Source organism: Bradyrhizobium sp. Cp5.3 (assembly GCF_000426265.1).
Taxonomy (GTDB): domain Bacteria; phylum Pseudomonadota; class Alphaproteobacteria; order Rhizobiales; family Xanthobacteraceae; genus Bradyrhizobium; species Bradyrhizobium neotropicale.
This window is the reverse complement of record NZ_AUFA01000022.1, coordinates 69,695-91,814: the sequence shown is the minus strand read 5'-3', so window position 1 is coordinate 91,814 and position 22,120 is coordinate 69,695. Positions and strand designations below refer to the sequence as shown.

The 22,120-nt window shown below is 61.8% G+C and carries 23 protein-coding genes; 17 read left to right on the top strand and 6 right to left on the bottom strand.

Features of this window, described 5'->3' with window-relative positions; genetic code table 11:
* Positions 1–19 precede the first annotated feature (19 nt).
* The 6 genes from K289_RS0126220 (at position 20) to K289_RS0126195 (ending at position 5,282) form a co-directional block, all read left to right on the top strand.
* Positions 20–901 (top strand): alpha/beta fold hydrolase, encoded by an 882-nt coding sequence (locus tag K289_RS0126220; protein WP_027554253.1) that lies wholly within the window; start codon positions 20–22, stop codon positions 899–901.
* Positions 902–912: 11 nt separating this feature from the next.
* Positions 913–1,716, top strand: a complete 804-nt coding sequence (gene mhpD / locus K289_RS0126215) for a 2-keto-4-pentenoate hydratase (protein ID WP_027554252.1) — start codon at positions 913–915, stop codon at positions 1,714–1,716.
* Positions 1,713–2,582 carry a fumarylacetoacetate hydrolase family protein gene (locus K289_RS45120; RefSeq protein WP_035685790.1) on the top strand — a complete coding sequence of 290 codons (870 nt, stop codon included), beginning with the start codon at positions 1,713–1,715 and terminating at the stop codon, positions 2,580–2,582. Before mhpD ends, K289_RS45120 begins: the two co-directional genes overlap by 4 nt.
* Complete coding sequence (locus tag K289_RS0126205) at positions 2,552–3,331, top strand: SDR family NAD(P)-dependent oxidoreductase (protein WP_051310818.1); 780 nt, start codon at positions 2,552–2,554, stop codon at positions 3,329–3,331. Before K289_RS45120 ends, K289_RS0126205 begins: the two co-directional genes overlap by 31 nt.
* Before the next feature lie 290 nt (positions 3,332–3,621).
* Positions 3,622–4,731 (top strand): alcohol dehydrogenase catalytic domain-containing protein, encoded by a 1,110-nt coding sequence (locus tag K289_RS0126200; protein ID WP_027554250.1) that lies wholly within the window; start codon positions 3,622–3,624, stop codon positions 4,729–4,731.
* A 14-nt stretch (positions 4,732–4,745) separates the two neighbouring features.
* The gene (locus K289_RS0126195) at positions 4,746–5,282 is read left to right on the top strand and encodes a cupin domain-containing protein (protein WP_027554249.1); all 537 of its coding nucleotides are present in this window, start codon (positions 4,746–4,748) and stop codon (positions 5,280–5,282) included.
* A gap of 186 nt (positions 5,283–5,468) precedes the next feature.
* Here the strand turns inward: K289_RS0126195 and K289_RS0126190 are convergent, their stop codons facing one another.
* A complete protein-coding gene (locus tag K289_RS0126190; RefSeq protein WP_027554248.1) occupies positions 5,469–6,086 on the bottom strand; it encodes a MarR family winged helix-turn-helix transcriptional regulator in 618 nt (205 codons plus the stop codon).
* A 152-nt stretch (positions 6,087–6,238) separates the two neighbouring features.
* On the opposite strand from K289_RS0126190, the gene K289_RS0126185 reads away from it, so the two are divergent.
* The 11 genes from K289_RS0126185 to K289_RS45110 all read left to right on the top strand — a co-directional run bounded on the left by K289_RS0126185 (position 6,239) and on the right by K289_RS45110 (position 17,157).
* Positions 6,239–6,757 carry a flavin reductase family protein gene (locus tag K289_RS0126185; protein WP_027554247.1) on the top strand — a complete coding sequence of 173 codons (519 nt, stop codon included), beginning with the start codon at positions 6,239–6,241 and terminating at the stop codon, positions 6,755–6,757.
* 21 nt (positions 6,758–6,778) lie between these two features.
* On the top strand, positions 6,779–8,248 hold the full coding sequence (locus K289_RS0126180) for a 4-hydroxyphenylacetate 3-hydroxylase family protein (protein ID WP_027554246.1): 1,470 nt from the start codon (positions 6,779–6,781) through the stop codon (positions 8,246–8,248).
* 17 nt (positions 8,249–8,265) lie between these two features.
* On the top strand, positions 8,266–8,646 hold the full coding sequence (locus tag K289_RS0126175) for a hypothetical protein (protein ID WP_027554245.1): 381 nt from the start codon (positions 8,266–8,268) through the stop codon (positions 8,644–8,646).
* A gap of 54 nt (positions 8,647–8,700) precedes the next feature.
* Positions 8,701–10,089, top strand: a complete 1,389-nt coding sequence (locus K289_RS0126170; protein ID WP_245283999.1) for an ABC transporter substrate-binding protein — start codon at positions 8,701–8,703, stop codon at positions 10,087–10,089.
* Between the two features lie 30 nt (positions 10,090–10,119).
* Positions 10,120–11,019 (top strand): branched-chain amino acid ABC transporter permease, encoded by a 900-nt coding sequence (locus K289_RS0126165; protein WP_027554243.1) that lies wholly within the window; start codon positions 10,120–10,122, stop codon positions 11,017–11,019.
* Entirely contained in the window at positions 11,019–11,942 is a 924-nt protein-coding gene (locus K289_RS0126160) for a branched-chain amino acid ABC transporter permease (RefSeq protein ID WP_027554242.1), read from the top strand. The genes K289_RS0126165 and K289_RS0126160 overlap by 1 nt, the downstream gene beginning before the upstream one ends.
* Positions 11,939–12,685: an ABC transporter ATP-binding protein gene (locus tag K289_RS0126155; protein ID WP_027554241.1), complete on the top strand. Its 747-nt coding sequence runs from the start codon at positions 11,939–11,941 to the stop codon at positions 12,683–12,685. Before K289_RS0126160 ends, K289_RS0126155 begins: the two co-directional genes overlap by 4 nt.
* The gene (locus tag K289_RS0126150; RefSeq protein ID WP_027554240.1) at positions 12,685–13,377 is read left to right on the top strand and encodes an ABC transporter ATP-binding protein; all 693 of its coding nucleotides are present in this window, start codon (positions 12,685–12,687) and stop codon (positions 13,375–13,377) included. Before K289_RS0126155 ends, K289_RS0126150 begins: the two co-directional genes overlap by 1 nt.
* Positions 13,361–14,044, top strand: coding sequence for a DUF2848 domain-containing protein (locus K289_RS0126145; RefSeq protein WP_027554239.1), 684 nt, complete (start codon positions 13,361–13,363; stop codon positions 14,042–14,044). Before K289_RS0126150 ends, K289_RS0126145 begins: the two co-directional genes overlap by 17 nt.
* A gap of 23 nt (positions 14,045–14,067) precedes the next feature.
* The gene (locus K289_RS45115) at positions 14,068–15,441 is read left to right on the top strand and encodes an amidase family protein (protein WP_084788711.1); all 1,374 of its coding nucleotides are present in this window, start codon (positions 14,068–14,070) and stop codon (positions 15,439–15,441) included.
* A 144-nt stretch (positions 15,442–15,585) separates the two neighbouring features.
* Positions 15,586–17,157: a lyase family protein gene (locus tag K289_RS45110; RefSeq protein WP_245283998.1), complete on the top strand. Its 1,572-nt coding sequence runs from the start codon at positions 15,586–15,588 to the stop codon at positions 17,155–17,157.
* Positions 17,158–17,422: 265 nt separating this feature from the next.
* Here K289_RS45110 and K289_RS0126125 read toward each other — a convergent pair whose 3' ends face one another.
* The 5 genes from K289_RS0126125 to K289_RS45105 form a co-directional block, all read right to left on the bottom strand.
* Entirely contained in the window at positions 17,423–18,112 is a 690-nt protein-coding gene (locus K289_RS0126125) for an SDR family oxidoreductase (RefSeq protein WP_027554238.1), read from the bottom strand.
* 97 nt (positions 18,113–18,209) lie between these two features.
* Positions 18,210–19,424, bottom strand: a complete 1,215-nt coding sequence (locus K289_RS0126120; RefSeq protein ID WP_245283997.1) for an Ldh family oxidoreductase — start codon at positions 19,422–19,424, stop codon at positions 18,210–18,212.
* A 249-nt stretch (positions 19,425–19,673) separates the two neighbouring features.
* A complete protein-coding gene (locus K289_RS0126115; protein ID WP_027554236.1) occupies positions 19,674–20,666 on the bottom strand; it encodes a tripartite tricarboxylate transporter substrate binding protein in 993 nt (330 codons plus the stop codon).
* Positions 20,666–21,064: a cupin domain-containing protein gene (locus tag K289_RS0126110; RefSeq protein ID WP_027554235.1), complete on the bottom strand. Its 399-nt coding sequence runs from the start codon at positions 21,062–21,064 to the stop codon at positions 20,666–20,668. The genes K289_RS0126115 and K289_RS0126110 overlap by 1 nt, the downstream gene beginning before the upstream one ends.
* A 49-nt stretch (positions 21,065–21,113) precedes the next feature.
* Positions 21,114–22,097: an amidohydrolase family protein gene (locus K289_RS45105; protein ID WP_051310816.1), complete on the bottom strand. Its 984-nt coding sequence runs from the start codon at positions 22,095–22,097 to the stop codon at positions 21,114–21,116.
* Positions 22,098–22,120 lie beyond the last annotated feature (23 nt).

Genomic DNA, 22,120 nt, shown 5'->3' with positions numbered 1-22,120 from the left:
AAGCCAACGGGATTCAGTCATGAGCGACACACGACCAGAGAAATTTTCCAGCGTCTGGGCCGATCTGAGGGGCGTTGCCTTCAGGCAGCACTACATCGAGGCCGGCGGGATCCGGACCCGCTGCATCGAGTCTGGCGATCCGTCCAAGCCGCTCGTTCTGGCGCTGCACGGCGTCGGAGGGCATGCGGAGGCGTACTCCAGAAACTTCGGCCCGCATGCCGATCACTTCTGGTTCGTCGCCATCGACATGTTGGGACACGGTTGGACCGACAAGCCCGCCATCGACTATCAAGTCAAGGACTACGCCGACCACGTCCTCGCGGTTCTCAAGACGCTCGGCAGGGACAAGGCGATGATCAGCGGCGAATCGCTTGGCGGATGGGTCGCGACCTATCTCGCCGTGCATCGTCCCGCTGTGGTCGAGAAGCTCGTCCTCAACACCGCCGGCGGCTGGACGGCGCACCCCCAGGTGATGGAGCGCCTGAAAAAGCTGTCCAACGAGGCCGCCTCCGATCCCTCCTGGGAACGCATCAAGGCGCGTCTCGAATTCCTGATGTGCGACAAGACCATGGTCTCGGACGATCTGATCGAGACCCGCCGCGCGATCTACGCGCAGCCGGGATTCGCTGACACGATGAAGCGGATCATGTGTCTTCAAGAGATAGAAATCCGCCGGCCCAACATGATCACCGCCGACCAATATCGGTCGATCAAGACCCCGACCATGGCCGTGTGGACGTCGCATGATCCGACCGCGACGCCCGAGGAGGGCAAGCAGATCGCGGACATGATTCCGGGCTCGAAATTCGTCGTCATGAACCGCTGCGGCCACTGGCCCCAGTTCGAGGACGCGGAGCAGTTCAACCGGCTCCACATCGAATTCCTCCGGACCGGCAAATAAGGATCGCTCAGATGAACCAGCAAACCAAGCACAGCGAAGTCGCAGCCCAGATCCGCGCCGCCTATGCGGGTAACCCGATCGCGCCCATTCGGCCTCGGCTGGGCGAACTCGACGTCGACGCGGCCTACGCCATCCAGCAGGCGAACACTGCGCACTGGGAGAAGGAGGGCCGGCGCGTGGTCGGAAGCAAGATCGGGTTGACCTCGCGCGCGGTGCAGAAGCAGCTTGGCGTCGATCGCCCGGACTTCGGTGTCCTCTTCGCAGACATGATAGTGGGCGAAGACGAGCCAGTCGCCGCCGGGCGCGTGCTTCAGCCGAAAATCGAGGCAGAGGTGGCCTTCCTGCTCGATCGCGACGTCGAGGTCGAAACGCCCACCGTGGCCGACGTCGTACGCGCCGTAGCCTACGCGATGCCCGCCCTCGAAATCGTCGGTAGCCGCATCACCAATTGGGATATCGGGATCGTCGATACCGTCGCCGACAACGCGTCGTCGGGCCTCTTCGTCCTGGGAGGGCCAGTCCGGCGGTTGGATGGTTTGGACTTGCGCGCCCTCCAGATGCAAATGACGAGGAAGGACGAGGTCGTCTCGCAGGGGACCGGCGCGGCCTGTCTCGGCAATCCGCTCAACGCGATGGCCTGGCTCGCTGGCGAACTTGCCCGCCGCAAGCGGCCGCTGCGCGCCGGCGACGTCGTGCTCTCCGGAGCGCTCGGCCCGATGGTGCCGGTGAACCCGGGCGATGTGTTTGATGCCAATATAGCAGGTCTCGGCACCGTCTCGGCCCGGTTCACCCACATCCCGAGGAACACCGAATGAAGCTCGTCAGATTCGGCGATCCCAGCGCCGAGAAACCGGGTCTCGTCGACGATCAGGGTCGCCTGCGCGACCTTTCGGACGTCATTGCCGACCTCAGCCCCGCCAGCTTGTCGCCTTCGGCGCTGCAAAAGATCGCCACGATCGCTCCATCCACGCTGCCGATCGTCGCCGGCGAGCCGCGTTTTGGCGTGCCGATCGCAGGCGTCGGAAAGTTCATCGCCATCGGCTTGAACTACGCCGATCACGCCGCCGAGGCGAATCTGCCGCTGCCGTCCGAACCCATCGTCTTTCAGAAGGCGATCACCTCGCTCAGCGGACCGAACGACGATGTCGTTCTGCCGAAAGGTTCGAAGAAGTCGGACTGGGAAGTGGAGCTCGGAATCGTGATCGGCACGCGAGCTTCCTACGTCGAGCGCGCCGATGCACTCGCCCACATCGCCGGCTACTGCGTCGTGAACGACGTCAGCGAGCGCGAGTACCAGATGGAACGCAGCGGCACGTGGGACAAGGGCAAGGGCTGCGACAGTTTCGGGCCCGTCGGACCATGGCTGGTGACGACGGACGAGGTCACCGACCCCCAGGCGCTCGACGTCTGGCTCGACGTCAACGGACAGCGCATGCAGCAGGGCAACACCCGTACGATGATCTTCGACTGCGCCGAGATCGTCAGCTACGTCAGCCGCTTCATGACGCTGATGCCCGGCGATATCATCGCGACGGGCACGCCGCCCGGCGTGGGCATGGGCAAGAAGCCCGCCGCGATCTATCTCAGGCCGGGCGATGTCATGACGCTCGGCATCGAGGGGCTTGGAACGCAACGCCAGCAAACTCGCGAATGGTCACCCGCTGCGAGACCACGAACGTGACCCTCTACAGCAGAAGGTTCGAAGGGCGGACGGCCGTCATCACCGGTGCGGCGTCGGGCATCGGCCGCGACGTGGCGCGTCGCATGGTGGCCGAGGGTGCCCGCGTCTCCATGTGGGACTTGAACGCTTCCCTCCTTGCCACCGCAGCGGCGGAAGTCGGGATTGCGCATACGCAATCGGTCGACATCGCGGTTGAAGGCGCTGTCGATGCCGCTATGCGGCGAAGCATCGAGGATCTGGGCGGCCGGCTTGACATTCTGGTGGCCAGCGCCGGCATCACCGGGCCAAACGGAGCCGTCAAGGACTATTCCGGCAGCGATTGGCGCAAAGTCTTCGACGTCAACGTCAACGGCGCCTTCTACTGCAACCGCGCCGCCGTTCGCGCGATGGAGAAGGGCGACTACGGTCGCATCGTCAACGTCGCCTCCGTTGCGGGAAAGGAAGGCAATCCGAACGCCTCGGCCTACAGCGCGTCCAAGGCGGCCGTGATCGCACTCACGAAATCTCTCGGCAAGGAAACGGCCACGACCGGTATCCGCGTCAACTGCATCACGCCAGCGGCGATCAAGACGCCCCTGTTCGACCAGATGATGCCTCAACACATCGAATTCATGTTGTCGAAGATTCCGCTCGGACGGTTCGGCGCGATCGAAGAGGCGACATCGCTCGTCTGCTGGCTTGCGAGCGAGGAGTGCTCGTTCAGCACGGGCGCCGTGTTCGACCTCTCGGGCGGCCGAGCGACCTATTAGCCGGGCGGTTCGGCATGTTCGCGCTGCGAACAGTTTGCGTGAATGCATTGTGGCCTAGGCGGCTCGTTTGATAGTCAGAGCAACAAGAAAAAAACGCCGCTGGGAGTACGGAGGAAACGATGATTTGCAGCAGAACTGAAACAGGGTGACGAGCGAAGCTATCGGCACAGCCGACCGCGCGCCCGAACTTCGCAACGCGGACCGACGATCCAAGCGACGACCCTACCGGTCGGAGCGCGATGCCGTATTGCATTCCAGTCGTCGTCACAGACCAATAGGGAAGGAACCACATGGCCACAATGAAAGCCGCCCGGCTGCACCAAGTCGGCACTACCTTTTCGATCGACGAGATCGCTGTTCCGAAACCACGCCCCAACGACGTTCTGGTCAAGGTGAAGGCGTGCGGCATCATCCCGAACATGAAGAACGTGATGGCGCACTACGCGGAGTGGTTTCCCTTTCTTCCACTTCCGCCATTGCCAGCCATCTACGGTTTGGACGCCTCCGGAGAGGTCCTCGAGGTCGGCAGCCAGGTCAAGTCGATCAAGATCGGCGACCGAGTGTACGTGAATCCCGGCACGTCCTGCGGATCATGCCACGCTTGCCGCTGCGGGCAACCCATCAACTGCGACGCCTACACCTTCCTCGGCTATTTCGGCTTCGGTCCGCGCTCGAGCCAGGTCTTCCTCGACTATCCTTACGCAGGATTTGCCGAGTACATGACGGCACCGGCTTCGTCGTTGGTAAAGCTTCCTTCGTCGGTGTCGTATGAGGCCGCCGCCCGCCTCGGATATCTGGGAACGGCCTACTCTGCCCTGCGCAAGGCGGGCGCTCGCGCGGGTACCAGTGTCATCGTCAGCGGCGCGACCGGCACGCTCGGCCTGGGGGCGGTCGTTCTTGCGTTGGGGATGGGCGTCACCAAGATCTTCGGCATAGCGCGGGACAAGAAGCTGCTCGAACGCTTGCGTGCGATCGCTCCCTCGCGAATCCACGTGCTGTCGGCCGGCGATCGCCCATTGGATGAATGGGTTCGGGAGCACACCGACGGCTTGGGAGCCGACATTTTCATCGACGCGGTAGGGCCGGGTGCTCCCAGCTCCACTTCGCTCGCGGGCATCAACGCATTGAGGCGCGGTGGTCGGATGGTTGACATCGGTGGCATGGCCGAGCCCCTGCCGTTGGAGATGTTCAGGCTGATGTGCTTCCAGATCAGCGTCATCGGCTCGCTCTGGTTCGACGTCGCGGAAGGCCAGGACATGGTCGAGATGGCGGCGGCCGGAACCTTGGATCTCTCTGTCTTCGAGCATGACCGCTACCCGCTCAAGGACATCTCAAAGGCACTCGAAGCAGTCGATCGTAGGACCGGCGGCTTCAGCAATGTCGTGATCGTCCACGAATAGGCAGGAGAATTCACATGGCGCGCCTGATTGTTACCTCTCACCGCAATGGAAAATCCTCGACCGGACTTGACCAATCACTTTCCGCAAAGCCGTTTCAGTCGGTGCCCGGGTTCGACACCACGTTGATCTGGGGCACGGCAGCCGTTCCATCTGTCCCGTGGGATGGACGCAACGCCGCCGATGGCCGCAAGAGCGTGCTACCGGAGGTCGGCGAGACGCGGTTGATGAAGGTTACCTTTCCCCCCGATTCCGTGATGATGTCGCCGGACTTCGATCCCGCTGCCGCCGGCGCCGAGTACATGTCTCGACTGCCAGGTCTTGCCGAGCGGTTCGAGCCCGAAAGCCCGGGAATGCACACCACCGACAGCGTGGACTACGGGATCTTGCTGGAAGGCGAGATCTCGCTTGAGCTCGATGACGGGGAAACGCTCGCACTTAAGGCGGGTGACGTCGTCGTGCAAAACGGTACCCGGCACGCCTGGCGCAACCCGGGTACCAAGCCAGCAACGTTGATTTTCGTTCTAATCGGTGCACGGCGCGAGAGTGCGTGATGGCCGTTGCGCCGATCAGTGAGAGGCGTGCCAGCCGGAGAGAACAGAATGGCGCCGGCGGCGACCAGCCGAAGGAGCAGCGCCGCCAGTGCTACCTAGTTTCCTTCGCCTTTGCCGGTGATGGTGGCGTTAGCACCTGCTGCTCGGATAAAATTCGGCGCCGACTGGTGCGGTTGGTCTTAGCGCTCAGCTTCTGCGTTCCCGACTATAGCGACGCGGCGCACGTCGCTTCTTACGGGATTCCGGCAGACTCGTTGCGGAAGCCTGCTGATCCTCCTGAAACTTGAGCGTCGCTTTGACATGCTCGGCGAGCTTCAAGGCGCTGTCGGCGTTCGAAGCAAGTCGAGACAGGAGCTGAGATAGCACTTTAAACTCCTCGCGCGTCAGCATCCCAAATAATGCGTCGTTGACCGGCCGTTGCAGAGCTGCAAGCCGGACCAATAGGCTGACCCCGTGCTGGGTGAGGGTGAGTTGCACTCGTCGTCCGTCTTCGGGATGAGGGCTCTTCTCGAGCAAGCCGTCGGAAACCAGTTTGTTAATCTCGTTGGTGACGAAGGCGCCGCTTAGATACAGCCGTTCGGCGATCTGATTGACGCCCATCGGTTCTTCCGCAGTCGAGTTCTTGATCGCGATCAGGATCAGATACTGAGTCGGCGACAGGCCGACAAAGCTCGCGAAAATTTCGCGGCAGGCTTCCAGGCTGCGTCCGAATGCAAAATAGTCGTAGAGGAGGCCGCGAAGCATGCGGTCTCCTTCTTTATCGAGCAGTTCGGGTTTCGACGCCGTCAAGAGTGCATCGGTCACTCGGTCATTCTCCCCACGAAATCATAGCCTTGCGAGCTGCTTAAAGAGCACGCATACGTCCGCCCAGCAAGTAGGCTTGACATCGCCAAATAGCTTTGTAAAAAAGCTATCTGAGAATTATAAATCAGGACCGGGCGACGAGGCGGGTGTCCATGGAGGATCGTGCATTCAGGCGTGCTCTCGGCGAATTCGCCACCGGCGTTGCGGTGGTGACCGCACGCGGCAAGGGCGAAGAGCTGATCGGCATGACCATGAGCTCGTTCAACTCGGTCTCGCTCGATCCGCCGCTCGTTCTCTTCAGTGTCGATCGCAAGGCGCGCAGCCTGCCTGCGATGCTTGAAGCCAAGGGCTTTGCCGTGAACATCCTGGCGCGTGACCAAGAGAAGATCTCCAATCAGTTTGCGCGCGCCCTGTCCGACAAATGGGACCAGGTGAAGACATCGGTCGGCCATGCCGAAGCGCCGCTGATCTCGGGCGCGATGGCGCATTTCGAATGCGTGCCATACGCCAATCACGACGGCGGCGATCACGTGATCTTCGTCGTTCGGGTCGTCCGTCATGCGAGTCGCTCCGAGGCCGCTGCTCCCCTGATCTTCTTTCGCGGTCGATACCGCGATCTCGTCGATGAAACCGAGCGCGAGCCGACCTGGCCGCTTCCCATTCACTACTAGCTTCGAACCGGAGAAACCGCGATGCGTAGCGCAAAGGAATATTTGGCAGGCCTGAAGGACGGCCGGACCATCTACATCAACGGCGCCTCGGTGGGCGATGTTACGACCCACCATGCCTTCCGCAATCTTGCCGACTCCATGGCGGGCTTGTTCGACTTTGCGAGCGCGCCTGACAACGCGGATCTGATGACGTTCGATACGGGCGCCGGCCGCGCCAACCGCATCTGGCAGCTTCCGGCCTCCTATGCCGAGCTCGTGACGCGGCGAAAGGCGCTCGAGGCATGGGCGTCGCTGCATGCCGGATTCATGGGCCGCGCCCCGGATCACGTGGCATCCTGCATTTCCGGGCTCTACATGGGGCTCGACGTCTTCAGGGAATATGATTCGGCCCGCGCCGGCGCGCTCGAGAGCTACTACCGCTACGTCCGCGACAAGGATCTCTACCTCACCTACGTCATCATCAATCCGCAGGCAGACCGCTCGAAGGGCGCTGCCGAGCAGGCTGATCCATTCCTCACCGCCGGCGTCGTCGATCGCGATGCCGAAGGCATCACGATCCGCGGTGCCAAGATGCTGGCCACCGGAGGCGTGGTTGCCGACGAGGTCTTCGTTACGACCATCCAGCCGATGCGCCCGGGAGAAGAGCGTTATGCGATGTCCTTCGCGATCCCGATGAGTACGAAGGGCCTCAAGATGCTGTCGCGCAAATCCTACGAGGATGCTGCGGGCGCAGTGTTCGACAATCCGCTGTCGAGCCGCTTCGACGAGAACGATTCCGTTCTCTATTTCGACGACGTGAAGGTGCCCTGGGACCGTGTCTTCATCGAAGGCAATGTGGAGATGTGCCAGAAGCAGTTTCACGCCACGCCCTGCCACGTCTATCAAAACTACCAGGCGATGGTCCGTCTCAGCGTGAAGCTCAAATTCCTGACCGGCCTTGCGCATCGGACTGCCGACATGAACGGCGTCACCCAGTTCCCGCAGGTGCGCGAAATGCTCGGTCAGCTCGCGGCCGAGACCGGCATGGTGGACGCGCTGGTGGCGGCGATGGAGGCGAAGGGCACGCAGGTCGGCCCCTATTTCATCCCGGACCGGCACACGCTCTATTCCGCACAGGTCCTGACGCAGCAGCTCTATGCGCACGTCATCAACACGCTGCGCGAGCTCGCCGGCGGCGGCATGATCATGCTGCCCTCGTCGGTCGCCGACTTCGGCAACCCGGAGATCGCGGCCTTGATCGGCAAGACCCAGCAATCCCCGAAGGCCAGTTCGCATGACCGCGTGAAGTTCTACAAGCTCGCCTGGGACGCCGTCGGCTCCGAGTTCGGGTCCCGCCATCAGCAATACGAGATGTTCTACGCCGGCGCGACCTTCGTCACCAAGGGCCACTCCTATCGCACCTACGACTGGGCTGGCGCCGACCGGCTCGTGCAGACCATGCTCGATTCCTACGACCTCAACGGCGTCTCGACCGCCAGCAAAGCCGCCTGAACCAGGAGAGACAGCAAATGCCCGTCAACAAGAAGCACGACGAATTCTACACGCTCGACTTGACCTCCGGCTGGGAAGTGCCGGTGGGCTATCCGGCCGGCATCCAGCAGAAAATCATCTCGGGCGGCCTGGATGAAGAGAACCGGCGCGGGACGCGCACCCGGCTGCTCCGTTTCGCGCCGGGTGTCTATACGACCGCACCGTTCTCGCACGAGTATTGGGAAGAGGTCTATCTCGTTTCGGGCGATCTGATCGTCGGAAACGACGAGAAGGGCGAGGGTGGCAAGAGCTTTCCGCCGAATACCTATGCCTGTCGGCCGCCGCACGCGCCGCACGGGCCTTTCAAGTCCGTGAGCGGCTGCTTGCTTCTGGAGATGCACTATTTCGATCCGGTGTGATCCCGGATCGCTGCTGCACAACATCGTTTGACCGGCTCAAGGGGAAGAGAAATCATGGTGTTCAAAGGTATGTCCATCGTCGTTGCGCGTTGCCTCTCGTCACTTGAATTGCTCTTCCGGCTGGATCGCGGCTTGCCGCAGGCCAATCTGCGATTGGTGGCGGACGGTCTTGCCGGCGCACTCGTTCTCGGCGTCGTCGCCGCCTCTCCGGTCGCCGCGCAGGAGAAGCCGGGCTCGTTGGGGTTTGGCATCTTCACCTTCACTTCGGGTCCCGCTGCGGCCTATGGGGTGCCCGGGAAAAACGCCGCCGACCTCATGATCGACGAGATCAATGCTGCCGGCGGCATCGCGGGCGTGCCGGTCAGCGCAACCTATGTCGACGAGGCGCAGGGCGCGCAGGGTGTGATCGCGGAATATCGCCGGTTGGCAGGAGATACGAAGAACCAGGTGATGGTTGCGGCGCTGTCGAGCGCAAATTGCCTGGCTCTGGCGCCGCTCGCGGAGCAGTTGGAGGTTCCGACCGTAGGCTGGAACTGCGATACCCATCAGTTGCTCATCGACGGCAAGAGCAAATACGTCTTCCGTCCCAACGGTAACACCGTGCCAGAATTCATCGCCTATGCGATCTACTTGCTGGATCGCAAGCCGGATGTGAAGACGGTTGCGATCATCAATCCGGACTATGCGTTCGGTCACGACGCTGCGAAAATCTTCACCGCGGCACTCAAGGCCCTGAAGCCGGACGTCGAGATCGTTGCTGAACTCTATCCGAAGCTCGGCTCGCCCAATTACCAGACGGAGATCTCGCGCCTCACCACTGCACGTCCGGACGTCGTCTTCTCCAATCTCTGGGGCGCCGATCTCGAGAACTTCGTTCGCCAGGCCACGCCACGCGGGCTGTTCACGTCCAGTCAGGTGGTGCTCGCCCTCGGCGAGACCGTGCTGCAACGTGTGCCTTTGCCCGAAGGCGTGATCGTCGGCGTTCTCGGCGACGGTTGGTGGATGTCGCCGGACGCCAAGGCGAACCCCGAGACGGTGAAGTTTGCCGAGGCCTACAAGGCGCGTTTTGGAGAGTATCCGGTCTTCCCGTCCATCAAGATGGCCAACGCGCTGATCTACGTGAAGGCCGCCTACAAGGCCGCAATGCAGAAGAATGGCGGAAAGTGGCCGACGCGGGCCGAGCTCGCGGGTGCCATGAAGGGGAGCACGGTCGCGACCCTGACCGGCACTGCGCAGACGCGCGCCGACAATGACGGTCTCGTCGACCAGATCGTCGGCGTCACCGCCAAATCACCGGCGCAGCAGTTTCCCGTGATCGGCGACATGGTTCGTTACAAGGGCGACAGCCTGATGCCGCAGGCCGGTCAGGATCCGCTGACCTGGATTTCGACGCTCAAGCCCGAGTTGGCGAAGAGCTTGCCGAAGCCGGGGAGCTACAAATAGGCGGACCTCATTCACGCGGGGCGTAATCCGATGTCGAATGCAATCATCCCCTTGCTGCTGGACAGTCTCGCCAGCGCCGCGTTGATCTTCTTCGCGGCAGTTGGCCTGACGCTGGTCTTCAGCGTGCTGCGCGTCCTCAACGTCGCCCATGGCAGCCTCTACTCGATCGGCGGCTATGTCGCAGCTTCGATCTGCCTGTTCATCGCGAGCAGGCAGCTCAACCCGTACCTGTCGTTCGCGGCGCTGCTGTTCAGCGCCGTGTTCGTCGCGGCCCTGTTCGGTCCGCTGATCGAGCGCAGCCTGGTCCGCTGGACCTACGGCAAGTCGGAAGCCGTACAGATCCTGATCACGTTCGGGCTGTTCCTCATGCTGGAGGATCTCCAGCGCATGATCTTCGGCGTGCAATCCTTTTACGAAGACGCGCCGATGCGGCTGCTTGGCACGTTGAATATCGGTGGTGTCGTCTATCTCAACTATCAGATCCTATTGATCGGAATGGCACTTCTGGTCGTCATCGGCCTGCGGCTCCTGATCAACCACACCCGGCTTGGGCGCCTGATCACGGCCGTCGTGACCGACCGTGAAATGGCGCAGTCGATCGGCATCGATACCAACCGGATCTTCATCCTGGCGTTCTCGCTCGGCGTGTTCCTGGCGGCACTGGGAGGAGCGCTGGCGACGCCGACGTCGGGCATCGCCCCGGGGCTCGGTGCCGACACGATGGTGCTCGCCTTTGCGGTGGCGGCGATCGGAGGCCTCGGGCAGATCGAGGGCGCCGCGGTGGCCTCGCTGATCGTCGGTGTGGCGCGCGTGCTCGCGATTTATCTCGTGCCGTCGCTGGATGCCGTTGCGCCATATGCGGCAATGCTTGTCGTGCTTTTGATCCGCCCTTACGGCCTGTTCGGGTCGATGACCGCGCGGAGGATATGATGCGAACGATTGTCGCCGCTTTAGCGGTACTCATACTTGCTATGCTGCCTGTCGCCGCCCCTTGGCTGCAATTCGTGCTGACGCTTGCGATCGCCAAGGGGTTCGCAGCGCTCGGAGTCGCTGTGCTGCTCCGCGCCGGTCTGATCTCGATCGGTCATGCGATGTTCTTTGCCGCGAGCGCCTATGGGGTCGCGTTCCTGGCGCGGGCCGGCATCAACGACCTTGGCCTGCTCCTGATCCTCTCGGTATTGGTCGCCGCACTGGTCAGCGCGATCGCCGGACTGTTCCTCGTTCGGTATCGCGCGATCTTCTTCGCGATGCTGAACCTCGCGGTGTCCATGGTGTTCTACGCGCTGTGTGCCAAGCTCTATGGCGTCACTGGTGGCACGGACGGCATGCCGGTGCCGATTCCGGCGGTGTTCGGCATCGTGCTTGGCGAGCCGCTGTTCAAGAGCGTGCTGTTCTACCTCAGCCTGGTCCTGATGCTGCTCGTCGGTCTTGCGGTCCAGCGCTATCTGAACAGCCCGCTGGGTCACGCGCTCTCGGCCGTTCACTCCAACGAGATCCGGCTCGAATATCTGGGAATTCCGGTCTGGGCTGTGCTGCTGATCGCCTATGTCATCTCGGCGGCGCTGGCGGGTCTTGGCGGCGCAATCGCCGGCTTTGCGATCGGCCGCGTGGTCCCGGATTTTGCGTTCTGGACTGCTTCCGGTCACCTCGTGCTCATCGCCGTGCTCGGCGGCATCGGCGGCGTGCCCGGCGCGTTCGTCGGCGCCCTGTTCTTGGAGTTGCTGCACAGCGCAGCGGTGACCGTCACGGATTCCTGGAATTTGATCGTGGGCATGACGCTGATCGTCGTGATCATGTTCCTGCCGCAGGGGTTCTACGGACTGTTCTCACGCAAGGAGGCGTCGAGCCTATGACGCGTCCCATCCTGGAAGCGAGGGGCCTCCACGTCGCATTCAATGGAGTCAAGGCCGCCGACGGCGTGAGCATCATGGTCCACGACGGCGAGTTCCTGGCGATCATCGGTCCGAACGGATCGGGTAAGACGACGCTGCTCAACATCTGCACAGGTTACATTCGCCCGGGATCGGGCAGCGTGCTGCTCGACGGCTGCGATATCACGCGCCTGTCGCCGCGCGCCATCGCGCGCCGGGGCGTCGCGCGGGCGTTCCAAATTCCGCAGCTGTTTTCCGCGCAGCGCGTGATCGACAATATGATGCTGGCTCTCGCCGCAACGGACGGCCTGTGGAGCGCGATCCGGCCACTCGATACCCCGGCGCGCCGCGCGGAAGCCGAGGCGCTGCTCGACTTGGTCGGGCTCGCGGACGACGCCGACCGGATCAGCAGCACGCTGCCGGAGGGGCATCGCAAGCTGCTGGATATCGCCGTCGCCTTGGCGCTCAAGCCGCGGCTTTTGCTGCTGGACGAGCCAACCAGTGGCGTGAGTGCGCTCGAACGTTTCCCGCTGATGGAGGCGTTGATGAGCGCGCTGCGCCAGCGCCGCATCACGGCGCTCTTCGTCGAGCACGACATGGACGTAGTCGCGCGTTATGCGAGCCGTGTGCTGGTATGGAATGCCGGTAACATCATGGCCGAGGGGCGGCCCGACGAGGTGTTTAGCAACGCGCAAGTTCGCCAGCGTGTCGTGGGGGTGGCCTGATGCTCAGTCTCGACAAGGTCAGCGTCTCGATCGAAGGCGTCCGCGTGCTGCGCGGCGTCAGTTGCGAGATCTTCGCGCGAACGACGACCGTGTTGATCGGCCGCAACGGTGCCGGAAAGACCACGACGCTGCGTGCGATCATGGGTCTCATCGCACATGACGAAGGTACGATCCGCCTCGATGCTGACGATCTCGGCAGCAGGCCCTCCTACACCCGCGCCCGGGACGGCATCGGCTATGCGCCGGAAGATCGCCGATTGATTCCGGAATTGAGCGTGGAAGAAAATATCCGCCTTCCGGCGCTGGCGCTGAAGCTTGACCGCATCGAAATTGCACGCAGGCTCGACGAGATCTATCAGTTGTTGCCCGAGTTGCACGTGATGCGCTCCAGGCCTGCCGGCGGCGTTTCCGGGGGGCAGGGCAAAATGGTCGCGCTCGGCCGTGCGCTGACGGTCGCCCGCAGGGCCCTGTTGCTCGACGAGCCGTTCCAGGGCCTGGCGCCGGCCCTCGCGCTCGACTATGCGCGCACGCTCGGCGAGTTGCGCAAGCACCGGCCGGAGCTCGCCATGCTGATCACCGAGTCTTCGCCGACGCTGCTCGACCGGATCGCAGACAGGACCCTGCAGATCGAGCGCGGCGAAGTCCTGGCCACATCGATCAAGGATAGGGAATCCCATGTTGCTGCAATTTGAGCGCCTCGCAAATGACCGGACGGACCGGGTCGGCGTCGAGATCCACTCTCTCATCATCGCCGGCTGGGCGGGCAGGGACGCCGCGGCGATTGAGCACCATATCGAGGAACTCGCCGCGCTCGGCATTCCGCGTCCCTCGACGACGCCGCTCTACTACCGCGTCGCGGCTCAAACACTCACCCAGGAAAACCGCCTGACCGTGCTCGGCCCGGACAGTTCCGGCGAGGTCGAGCCGGTCATCGTGGCCATGGCCGACGGGCTCTGGGTCGGCATCGGATCAGACCATACGGACCGCAAGGCGGAAGCATCGGGCATCGCCCTTTCGAAGCAGCTCTGCGGCAAGCCGGTCGGGCCGCAGCTCTGGTCGTATGGCAGCGTCGAAAATCATTGGGACGAGTTGGTTCTTCGCTCGTGGGCAACGATCGATGGCCAGCGGGTCCTCTACCAGGACAGCCCGGTGTCCTCGCTGAGGACGCCGCGCGATCTCATCCGCCGCCACACCGGCTCAGGCACGCTGGCGGCCGGCACGTTGATGTTTTGCGGCACGCCAGGTGCGATCGGCGGCATTCGGCCGGGGACGCGCTTTGAAATGGAGCTGAGCGATCCCGTGCTCGGACGCAAGCTGACGCACGCTTACGACGTCGACGTGCTGCCAGTCGTGTCCTGATCCCGCCTCGCAAAACGGTGTTCATGACAGCAATGAACGGTCGACCCAACCAATCTGCCGTTGCACGCCTCGAGACGGCACTGGCACGGATCCGGCTGCTGGAAGCGAAGAATGTCTTCACGGGTGTATTCGCGGACAGCGCCCGGTGGGAGGCCGAGGCCGCAGATCGACGCGCCGCTGCAGGCAGCCCTCGCGGCCCGCTTGATGGCCGCATCGTTTCCGTGAAGGCGCTGTTCGATGTCGCGGGCACGGTGACGAGCGCCGGCTCTGCGGTCCTGCGCCGCCTGCCGCCGGCCGTCGAAGATGCTGAAGTCGTGAAACTGTTGCGGGCCGCGGGCGCCATCGTCATCGGCAAGACGCAGATGACCGAGTTTGCCTTCTCTGCGCTCGGCACGAATCCGCATGATGGCACGCCGGGGAATCCACGAGACCCTCTCCGCGCCCCAGGAGGCTCGTCATCGGGCGCCGTGGTGTCGGTGATCAATGGCATCGCAGATATCGCCATCGGCAGCGATACTGGCGGTTCGATTAGAATCCCGGCGGCGTTGTCGGGCGCGGTCGGCTTTAAACCCACAAGCGGATTTGTGCCGAACGTGGGCGCGTTCTCGCTGTCGTCAAGTCTCGATACGATCGGTCCGATCGGCTCGAACGTCGCCGATTGCTTCATAGCTGATCAGGTGCTCTCGGGGCAGAGTACGCCGTCGCGGCTGCGGAGTGCTCCGCCTGGCACGTTCCGCCTCATCGTCGCTCGCGGGCGCCTGTTTGATCGCTGCGAGCCTGAGGTGCTTGATGCGTTCGAGGATGCCATAGAGCGGCTTCGGTCTGGTGGTTTGCGGATCGAGGATGGATCGATCGAAGCGTCTCTCGATCGTGTCGCGGGAATCGACCGGATCGGCACGTTTCCCTCCATCGAGGTCGGCGCGACGCTGCGTGGTCTCGGGCTGTCGAGCCTAGATGGGGTCGATCCGAAAACCCGCGTTCGCATCGAAGCCGGCGCCGCTATCCTCGGAACCGACTATGTGCGCATGGTGCGTCTCCGGAAAGCCGCGATCCAGTTCTTTGAACAGTCCTTTGGCAACAACGAGGTTTCCGTCCTGCCGACGACGCCGATCCGCGCGCCGCTTCTGTCGTCGGTCGAGGAGGACGCGACGTTTCATGAGTACAACGGGCTCGTGCTGCGCAATCCTCGCGTCGCCAACATGCTGGACTGCCCCTCTGTTTCGCTGCCCCTGCCGGTCGATAGTCTTCCCATCGGGCTGATGCTTGTCGGTCGCAGGAATTCGGACAGGCGCTTGCTAGAGATCGCATCGCGCATTGAAGCAATGCTGGGGCCGCAACCGCAGGGCTCGCCCACTCGCTGTCGAATTGGCAAGGCGTCCGCGAATGCTTCGAAATGAGGAATGAGGCTTTTTGGATCGTGGTCCCTGCCATCGGGGTCACCATGTTCATGGCCACGATAGTGCTGATGATCGGAAGGTAAGATTCGCTTGTGTCGGTGCCTTCGAAGCTTGTGACCCGCTGTTCCGATCTGCACCGCGTTCGTGGGAACGCCGACGCATGATAACGACAATACGCTCGAGCGGCTGTACGACCGTCATGACATTCGAAACTTTGGAGAAGAATTCATGAATTGGCGTCATTTCGGGCGAGCTATGGCCATCACAATCCTGCTCAAGGTCTCAGGGGCCTACGCCCAACCGGTCCATGACGGCTTCTACTGGATCGGCGAGATGAACAAGGCCTCGGCGGTCATGGTTGTCGATACCAAGATCGTGGAGCGGGATCTGGGACGCAAGATTGCCGCAGCCGTAGCGAAGGTGATCCATGACGGCGAGCAACCAGGTGCATCCCGCCCTGATGACTACCTGCGGGTCGAACCCATGCTGATAGCGGCCGGAGGGCCCGACGTCACTCGGCTGCACTCGGGCCGCAGTCGTCAGGACATGTATTCCACGTGGCAACGGATCGTGCTGCGAGAAACATACCTTGAGAGTGCGGCGAGCCTGAACGATTACCGCGCCGCCCTGCTGAACCTCGCCCGGACCGGGCCAGACGCCATCATGCCGGCCTTCACGATGGGGGTACAGGCGCAACCGATTACGCTGGGTCATTACGTCTCGGGTTATTTGGGGGCGCTCGAGCGGCAGGCCCAGCGGATCAGGGAAAGCTACGCACGTCTCAATCTCTCGCCGCTCGGAGCCGCCGCGGTCGGCACATCGAGCTTCCCCATCGATCGCCGGCAGCTCGCCACTCTCCTTGGCTTTGACGGTCCGATCGAGAACTCTTTCGATGCGAACCATGTCTCGCCATTCGATCTCGACGTCGAGGTCGCAGGACTGGCAACCGCCTCCGCGATAACCAGCGGTGCGCTGATGGCAGACCTCCTGGACCAATATCGGCAGATCCGGCCGTGGTTCCTGCTGGCGCCCAGCGAGACGACCCCGAGCAGCATCATGCCGCAAAAGCGGAATCCGTTCCCGATGTTGCTCGCCCGCGAGCAGGCCACTCGGACTTTGGGGCTGGCCCAAATCGCGGTCATGCTGGCGCACAATATCGGGCCGGGTGTTATCGAATATCGCGGCGATGCTGCAAACAATGCCCTGCGAGAGGCCACGCAGCTACAGGCTGCCATGGCGAAGCTGGTTCGAACCCTGCGCTTCGATGCCGGTCGCGCGCTCGAGGAGGTGAATGGCGACTATGCCACCACGACCGAGCTGGCCGACGTGCTGCAGCGAGAAGCCAACGTCCCGTTCCGCGTCGGCCACCATTTTGCATCCGATCTCGTTAATTTCGGACGTGGTCACCGCCTTCGGGTGTCCGAATTGCCGTACGAAGACGTAAAGAGAATCTTTGCGCAATCGACCAAGGGCCTACTTGGTGAAGAGGCTGCCTTTCCGTTCTCCGAAGCCCGCTTCCGGGAAACCTTGACGCCTGAGAACATGGTTCGCTCCAGCCGTGGCCTCGGCGGCCCGCAACCAACGGAAGTCGCGCGCATGCTCGCTGCCCAAGAAGAGCAGCTTACAGCCGACCAGAGCTGGCTTGAGACGCATCGAGCAGCCCTGTCGAGGGCATCTAACGAATTGGACGCGGCATTCAACAGGCTGAAGAACTGAGGAGCCAATGGTGGTCTGTTGTGGGAGTTCGATGCAAAATGACCGATATGAAATACGGCCAGTATGCATAGGAACGCCTCACAAATCACCGACCACCTATTTGGAGGGAAGCGTTGGCTCTTTTTCGAGCTGTGATGTGGACGAAGTCACTGAAAGCTGCACTCGAACACGCGCTGAGCCGTCTAGCCCGTCTTTGCCGCCGATGCATCGTCACCGCAAAGGCGGCCTGCCCATAGCCGCCAGCGGAGGATACCCTTCGGGGACCTCACCAGGGGTGCTCAGTGCCGTCCCATTTCCAGAAGCGACCCGATTTTGAGATATCCAGTCGATCGACAACCTGGTGAATGCCCTCAGCGCTATCTTCGACAGAGATGTCCGCTTGGGGCCCGCCCATGTCGGTGCTGACCCAGCCAGGGTGTATCGGGCAGACAATGATGCCGCGGCTCTCAAGCTCCACTGCCATGACTTGCATCACTTTGTTCGCTGCTGCCTTTGAGCTGCTATAAGCGTAGGACCCCATGCTTCGGCGATTGAGAGAACCCATCTGGCTCGTGAGTGTGACGATCTTCGGGCATGAAGATCGTTCAAGGTTCGGCAACAGCGATGTCGCCAAGCGGAACGGTGCGATCGTATTGACCTCAAGAACGTTACGCCAAGCTTCGTAGTCCATATCAAGAAGCGACTGGTGGTCGCCACCCAAATCCCCCGCGTTATTGATCAAGATGTCAACCGGGGCGCCATTGAGCCTATGACTAAAGTCCGCCACTGATTCCGGGCATGCGACATCGAGGCTTTCGACTTGCACCCGCCAGCCGGCCGATAATGCTTCCAACGCCTTCGCAGAAGCCGGATTGCGAACTCCGGCAACGACCGTATCGCCAGCTTCTGCATAGAGGCGAGCAAGCGCCAGGCCTATTCCTCTCCCGGCTCCGGAAATAACCACTGTTCTCGGCAAGTCTGGTCACCTTCAACAAAGAGCTCCGGTGGATCGTGCTCGGCGGGCTGGTGGTGCCGATCCCTCTTACACCGATAGCAGCGTCGCGAACCCGTCATCATTCGCCGAGCGATTGCGGCATGGTCACATCTAGTTTGGTGGCCAATGCGCGAAGGGTGTCCACGGTGCTGGTCCTCAATTGCAAGCCGTCTCGTTTCGCCGCCTCGCGACGACGTAGTGCCGCTTCGCCGGGGAGCCTTACGTTGCCCATACCTGGCCGGGCGGGACTGGTGCTGCAGCTCCTCGCAATGGCATCCGTCTGGTGGGTGAACGCATGGAGTCCGGCAAAGGCGGAGGGAGCGATCAGCTGAAGGAACACCGAGTTCAGCATCCCCTTGGGTCCGTCCGCGCGACCATAGCCGGATAGACCTTGGCTCAGGGCTTCGGCCGCGAGAGCCCAACTGTAACCCTTTTGACCGTGATCGCGACCGCCTGCGGGCAATATCGTGCCACCTCGTTCAATCACGGTAGGGTCATTCGTAAAGTTGCCTTCCGCGTCCATGAGCCAGGACTCGTCGAATCTCCGGCCCTCTTTTGCGAGCCGCATGGCCATATTGTTGGTGGTGATAGAGGCGCTAACATCGATCATCACCGGATCGCGACCGGTCGGAATGCTGATGGCGAATGGCGCAGGCGAGAGGGCTGCGCGGGTGCCGCCGAAGGGCGCAACTGTGGCCACACCCGGCCCGGACGAGAAGATACAGAGCACCATTCCGCGCAGTGCCGCTCGTTGTAAATAGGCAGCCTGACACCCAATATGGTGCCCGTTGCCAATCGCAAGACTGATGACACCGTGTTGTTCGACTCGCGCGAATGCCGTCTCAAGCGCACGTTGCATGAGCCATGGTCCCGGTAGCCGCCGACCGTTCCATGCAATCGCAGCACCGCGATCAGAAATAGTCTCCGGTTCGCCAACCAATGACATGCTGCCGACCTCGATCTCGCTCAGGTATCGTGCGGCCAATTCCAACCCGTGGGTGTCGTGCCCAAGCATATCGGCTTCGACGAGGATATCAGCGACCGCCTCGGCCTTCTCGACATCCATGCCGGCCGCGCAGAATAGCCCCGACGCAAAGGCGCGCAAGGCGGTGGGCGAGTAGCGGACCGATTCCATACCCTTCACGAGCATACCTTCCGAATTGTCTGCAGGCACATGTACTTCGACGACCTTGCACTCTTGACGATATACAAAATGCTCTCCGTATCCAACGGGGCGGACAATCCCGAAATTGGGCGCCGGAATGTTAGGTATCCGCGACTTGTAGCCCCTCATAACCAAGCTCCAAATTGAGAGCTGATCGCGAGAGGGCGCGCATCAACCATTCACCGCGTGGCCTGTGGTTTCGGACACCTACACTACGACCCCGCCGCCTATTCGCAGACCGCATAAGTGCAGCTAACGCACTAGACCAGTCATGTCGTCCAGATTCTCACGATATGAGACTGTCGTCAGCCTTAAGTGGTCACGAATAGTCATTTCCGGCCCGAGCGTAGAAGGCGGTTGCTTCTGCTCGTGTTGGCTTCAATCAATGCTTATGCCAGCCTTCGCGACAACATCACTCCACATTCGAGATTCCATCTCGATGCGTTTTGTTAGCGCGACCGAGCCGGTCGGGGCGATATCGATGCCGATCGCATCAAACCGTTCGCGAGTATCCGGAGCGTTCAGGACGTCGACTGTAGCACGCTCGATCTCCGCTCGCACCGCTTCCGGCGTCTGCCGAGGTGCGAGCAGGGCGAACCAGGCGCTGCTATCGAAACCAGGGAGACCTGATTCTGCCATTGTCGGGGTATCCGGGAGAAGGCGGCTTCGTTCCGCGGAGGTCACTGCGAGCGCGCGAAGTCGGCCGGATTTTATCAACGGCAGAACCGATGGCAGGTTGTCGAACATCAATTGTACTTGGCTACCCAGCAAATCCTGTATTGCGGGCGCGCTGCCCTTGTAGGGGACATGAAGCAGTTCGATTTGCGCGCGCTGCTTGAAGAGTTCGCCAGTGGCATGTCCGTTTGAGCCATTACCCTGTGACGCATAAGCGAGCTTCCCGGGGGTGGCCTTGGCAAGAGCGATTAGGGCTTGAACGCCCGTTGCATCCACGTCCGGATTTACGACCAGAACGTTCGGGACACTTCCTGTTTGGGAAATCGGTGCGAGATCGCGATCAACTTTGTAGGGAAGTTTCGGATATAGCGCGGGATTGATTGTCAAAGCGCTGGAAGCGATCGCCAATAGCGTATGTCCATCGGGAGCGGCACGCGCGACCGCTGCTACCCCAATTCCGCCGTTGGCGCCCGGGCGGTTCTCGACGACGACACTGCGCCCCCAACGTGCGCTCAGCTTTTGCGCCAGTATTCGGGCGATGAGATCATTCGTGCCGCCCGCTTGATAGGGCGACACAATGGTGACGACGTGAGCGGGAAAATCATCCGCGGACGCCTGGCAGATCACTAGCGGCGTAAGGCACGCCGCCATCAGCAACCAAAGTGTACCGCGCACTTGCGCTCGTGCAATCGCCATCAATGGGCGTCTCGCTCGTCGGTGTACCAGTCGGGCTTCTGCGGGTAGTGCGGTCCATCGTAAATCTCGATCACCACGGTTTCCTCATGTGCGATGGCCGGCCCGTGCACATTGCCCTTAGGATTGCAATAGAAGCAGCCCGGCGTAAGGACGACGCCAGTTGACGTGTATTCATACCTGCCTCGCAGGCAGAACATGAACTGATTAGACGCGTGGAGATGCGGTTGAGGAATGCCGGCTCCCTTTTCAAACTTGATCAGCGCGATCGATGCGCCGGACTCTTCGTTTCGCCAGAGCATTTTCTCGTGAACCCCCTTCAGGGATTTCTCACGCCAATCGACGCTCTCTGACTGAATCAGGATTTCTTCCAGATTTGGTGCCCCTGCAGGGAGGTTCATCGTGTGCCTCATGTGTTTGTCGTATCGAAGTTAAAGTCGAATTTGGCGGCTAACGGCCGGCCGAAAGCCTCGGGCCGAAAACGATCTCCGCATTGGTTTTCCGGATCTTCAGCTTCAACGTGGCATCGAGCACACCGAGGTCGCCGTCCGCCGTCGATGCGCCCATTGGGAACGGCCAGTCGCTGCCCAGGAGAATTCGGTCATCGCCGATGATTTCGACGATTGTTCGTAAGAATGCCGGCGAGTGAACCAGGCTATCGACATAGAACTTCCGTACCGCCTCGAGAGGATGCAGGTCCAGTTTCGGCAAGCCCGGCCGATTGGTCGCAACGCCCTGCTGCCACCGCCCGCAGAGTGCCGCTACGCAGCCCCCGCCGTGCGCCAAAATGATCCTTAGTCCTGGGAAACGATGCATCACGCCGGCAAAAATCAGATTGGCTGCGGCTATCGTCGTCTCCATCGCGTTGCCAAGCAGATTGCTGAGGTAGAATGCGTCAAGCCGCTTGTCGGGCGAGGATCCGGGGTGGATAAATAGGGGGAGCTTTGAATCGCTCAATACGTGCCATAACTGATCATAGCGATCGGATGCATAGGACAGCGGGCCAAGCTCCGTTCCCGCGACGACGCCTGCCCAGTCCGCCCCCAACTGCTGCGCCGTCTTGACGGCAAGCTCGGGATTCTCGATCGGAAGATACGCGAACGGGCGCAGCGTTGGTCGCTGTCCGTGGCAGGCAGATAGCAGACTGTCATTTATGAGCCGAGTGTAGCTCGAATGGTCTGCCAGATTGAGGTCCGGTCGGAACAATGGGGGAGGGACGGAAACGAGGGCTCCATCCAGTCCATCACGCCCAATCCGGTCGACCAACGCATTGACGTCGGCCAGTGGATGTATCGGGACGCCATGCGCGCAAATGTGCAACACGTTCGGCGCAGCCCTCATCCCGTAGAGCTGCTTCTCGCCAGCATCGATCACCGCAGGCGGTAAGAGGTGCGTGTGAACATCCCAACCGCCGAGCCTGCCCGTCGAGTTCATTCGATCTCGCCCCATGCGCATTA

Bases quoted from the DNA above. Each gene is read 5' to 3' on its own strand.
- K289_RS0126220 (WP_027554253.1), top strand. From the start codon at position 20: ATGAGCGACACACGACCAGAGAAATTTTCCAGCGTCTGGGCCGATCTG.
- mhpD (WP_027554252.1), top strand. From the start codon at position 913: ATGAACCAGCAAACCAAGCACAGCGAAGTCGCAGCCCAGATCCGCGCC.
- K289_RS45120 (WP_035685790.1), top strand. From the start codon at position 1,713: ATGAAGCTCGTCAGATTCGGCGATCCCAGCGCCGAGAAACCGGGTCTC.
- K289_RS0126205 (WP_051310818.1), top strand. From the start codon at position 2,552: ATGGTCACCCGCTGCGAGACCACGAACGTGACCCTCTACAGCAGAAGG.
- K289_RS0126200 (WP_027554250.1), top strand. From the start codon at position 3,622: ATGGCCACAATGAAAGCCGCCCGGCTGCACCAAGTCGGCACTACCTTT.
- K289_RS0126195 (WP_027554249.1), top strand. From the start codon at position 4,746: ATGGCGCGCCTGATTGTTACCTCTCACCGCAATGGAAAATCCTCGACC.
- K289_RS0126185 (WP_027554247.1), top strand. From the start codon at position 6,239: ATGGAGGATCGTGCATTCAGGCGTGCTCTCGGCGAATTCGCCACCGGC.
- K289_RS0126180 (WP_027554246.1), top strand. From the start codon at position 6,779: ATGCGTAGCGCAAAGGAATATTTGGCAGGCCTGAAGGACGGCCGGACC.
- K289_RS0126175 (WP_027554245.1), top strand. From the start codon at position 8,266: ATGCCCGTCAACAAGAAGCACGACGAATTCTACACGCTCGACTTGACC.
- K289_RS0126170 (WP_245283999.1), top strand. From the start codon at position 8,701: ATGGTGTTCAAAGGTATGTCCATCGTCGTTGCGCGTTGCCTCTCGTCA.
- K289_RS0126165 (WP_027554243.1), top strand. From the start codon at position 10,120: ATGTCGAATGCAATCATCCCCTTGCTGCTGGACAGTCTCGCCAGCGCC.
- K289_RS0126160 (WP_027554242.1), top strand. From the start codon at position 11,019: ATGCGAACGATTGTCGCCGCTTTAGCGGTACTCATACTTGCTATGCTG.
- K289_RS0126155 (WP_027554241.1), top strand. From the start codon at position 11,939: ATGACGCGTCCCATCCTGGAAGCGAGGGGCCTCCACGTCGCATTCAAT.
- K289_RS0126150 (WP_027554240.1), top strand. From the start codon at position 12,685: ATGCTCAGTCTCGACAAGGTCAGCGTCTCGATCGAAGGCGTCCGCGTG.
- K289_RS0126145 (WP_027554239.1), top strand. From the start codon at position 13,361: ATGTTGCTGCAATTTGAGCGCCTCGCAAATGACCGGACGGACCGGGTC.
- K289_RS45115 (WP_084788711.1), top strand. From the start codon at position 14,068: ATGACAGCAATGAACGGTCGACCCAACCAATCTGCCGTTGCACGCCTC.
- K289_RS0126120 (WP_245283997.1), bottom strand. From the start codon at position 19,424: ATGAGGGGCTACAAGTCGCGGATACCTAACATTCCGGCGCCCAATTTC.
- K289_RS0126115 (WP_027554236.1), bottom strand. From the start codon at position 20,666: ATGGCGATTGCACGAGCGCAAGTGCGCGGTACACTTTGGTTGCTGATG.
- K289_RS0126110 (WP_027554235.1), bottom strand. From the start codon at position 21,064: ATGAACCTCCCTGCAGGGGCACCAAATCTGGAAGAAATCCTGATTCAG.
- K289_RS45105 (WP_051310816.1), bottom strand. From the start codon at position 22,097: ATGAACTCGACGGGCAGGCTCGGCGGTTGGGATGTTCACACGCACCTC.